3 protein-coding genes and 1 pseudogene are annotated in these 2,274 nt (G+C 76.3%); 3 read left to right on the forward strand and 1 reads right to left on the reverse strand.

Annotation, left to right across the window (positions count from 1 at the left end):
- The 3 genes from JNW89_RS35210 to JNW89_RS35220 form a co-directional block, all read left to right on the forward strand.
- A partial coding sequence (locus JNW89_RS35210) for a GvpL/GvpF family gas vesicle protein (protein WP_238452313.1) occupies positions 1-271 on the forward strand: 271 nt, incomplete at its 5' end.
- Entirely contained in the window at positions 265-525 is a 261-nt protein-coding gene (locus JNW89_RS35215) for a gas vesicle protein (protein ID WP_238452314.1), read from the forward strand. The genes JNW89_RS35210 and JNW89_RS35215, both read left to right, overlap by 7 nt.
- An 81-nt stretch (positions 526-606) precedes the next feature.
- Positions 607-891 carry a gas vesicle protein K gene (locus JNW89_RS35220; protein ID WP_238452315.1) on the forward strand — a complete coding sequence of 95 codons (285 nt, stop codon included), beginning with the start codon at positions 607-609 and terminating at the stop codon, positions 889-891.
- A 28-nt stretch (positions 892-919) separates the two neighbouring features.
- On the opposite strand, the pseudogene JNW89_RS35225 reads toward JNW89_RS35220, so the two are convergent.
- Positions 920-2,083 (reverse strand): annotated as a pseudogene (locus JNW89_RS35225) (AAA family ATPase); the annotation flags it as partial.
- Between the last annotated feature and the right edge of the window lie 191 nt (positions 2,084-2,274).

Genomic DNA, 2,274 nt, shown 5'->3' on the forward strand with positions numbered 1-2,274 from the left:
GGTGCACGCCGCCCTCGCCGGGTACGTCGCCGCCGCGCGCCGGCACGCTCCCCAGGACCGGCGGCTCTCCGGCGCGCCGACCGCCATGGTGCTCAACGGCGCGTACCTGGTGGAGACCGCCGGGGTGGGGGGCTTCGCCGCGCTGGTCCGGGAACTCGCCGACCGGCACCCGGAGATCCGGCTGGAGCTGACCGGCCCGTGGCCGCCGTACTCCTTTGTGGCGGAGGGCCCGGCAGAGCCCGTGCAGACCGTGCGGGAGCCGGCGTGGTGACCACCTCGCTCGCCCCGAGCAGTGCCGACGACCCGTTGGCCTACCGCCCGGTGGCGCTGGTCGACCTGCTCGACCGGGTGCTCGCCACCGGCGTGGTGATCTCCGGCGACATCACCCTGGCCATCGCCGACATCGACCTGGTCCGCATCTCGCTGCGCGCGCTGGTCGCGTCGGTCGGCGCGCTCACCCCACCCGAGCTGCCCGATCCGCTCGGGTCGCCCGGTGTCGTGGTGCTGCCCGGGGAGGTCGGGTGACCGGGCCGGGGCCGCGCCGGGACGAGGCCGCCGACCTGGCCGCGGCCCTCGGCGAGACGGCCGCCTGGCAGGCCCCCCCGGGTGACGCCGCTGGACCGGCGGCTCGCCGTCGACCGGGACTCCGTCGAGCGGGGGCTGGCCAGCCTCGTGCTCACCGTGATCGAGCTGCTGCGGCAGCTGATGGAACGGCAGGCGCTGCGCCGCGTCGACCTCGGCGACCTCACCGAGGAGCAGATCGAACGGGTGGGCGCCACGTTGATGGCGCTGGAGGCGCAGATGACCGAGCTGCGCGAGTACTTCGACCTCGCCCCCGAGGACCTCAACCTCGACCTCGGCCCGCTGGGCCCGCTGCTGCCCACCGACTGACGCCCCGGACGTCCTCGACGGGTGCCCGTCAGCGGGCCGCCTGCTTCTCCGCGTACGCCGCCAGCCAGGCCACCTGCGCCGGCGTCGAGTGAGGGGCGCACCCGCCGCCGGGCGTGGCCACGTGTGCGGCGGTGACCGTGGACGCGGCCAGCGACTCGCGCATCGCGGCCAGCGCGGCCTCCCGGACCAGCGCGGCGCAGTCCGCCGCCGAGAAGCCGTCCAGCTCCCCGCCGAGCGCGGCGAGGTCCACGTCCGGCGCGAGCGGCACGGTCCGGGACGCGGCGCGCAGGATCTCGGCCCGCGCGGGACCGTCCGGCGGCGGCACGTAGACCAGCCGTTCCAGCCGCCCGGGGCGCAGCAGTGCGGGGTCGACCAGGTCCGGCCGGTTGGTCGCGGCGACCACCACCACGTTGCGCAGCGCCTCCACCCCGTCCAGCTCGGTGAGGAGCGCGGCGACCACCCGGTCGGTCGTACCCCCGTCGCTGGCCTGGCCGCGCACCGGGGCCAGCGCGTCCACCTCGTCGAGGAAGACCAGCGTGGGCGCGGCCTCGCGGGCCCGGCGGAACAGCTCCCGGACGGCGCGTTCGCTCTCGCCGACCCACTTGGAGAGCAGCTCCGCGCCCTTCACCGACAGCACGTTCGCCCGGCCCGACCCGGCCAACGCCGTCACCAGGTAGGTCTTGCCGCATCCGGGCGGCCCGTAGAGCAGCACGCCCCGGGGCGGCTGCACGCCCAGCCGGGCGAAGGTGTCCGGATAGGTCAGCGGCCACAGCACCGACTCGGTGAGGGTCTGCTTCACCTCGACCAGGTCGCCGACGTCGTCCAGGGTGACCGAGGCCAGCTCCAGGGTGGACGCGGCCATCGTGGTCGGCCGGACCACCTCCAGCGCCGCCGTGAAATCGGCCATCGCCACGGTCGGCCGCTCGACGGCCTTCTGTCGCAGGGCCGCGCGGACCCCGGCCTCGCGGACCAGCGCGGCCAGGTCGGCGGCGACGAAACCGGGGGTACGACCGGCGACCTCGTCCAGCCGGACGTCCTCGGCCAGTGGCACCTGCCGGGTCAGCACGGTGAGCTGCTCGCGGCGCAGCGCGGGATCGGGGAGCGGCACGGTGATCCGCAGGGAGAGCAGGTCCGGGGCGCGCAGCGCCGGATCGACCGCCTCGGGGCGGGAGGTGGTGCGGACCAGCGCGGCCAGGTCGGCGGCGACGAACCGGGGGTACGACCGGCGACCTCGTCCAGCCGGACGTCCTCGGCCAGTGGCACCTGCCGGGTCAGCGACGTGAGGCTGCTCGCGGCGCAGCGCGGGATCGGGGAGCGGCACGGTGATCCGCAGGGAGAGCAGGTCCGGGGCGCGCAGCGCCGGATCGACCGCCTCGGGGCGGG

The organism is Micromonospora sp. 4G55, assembly GCF_016803375.1.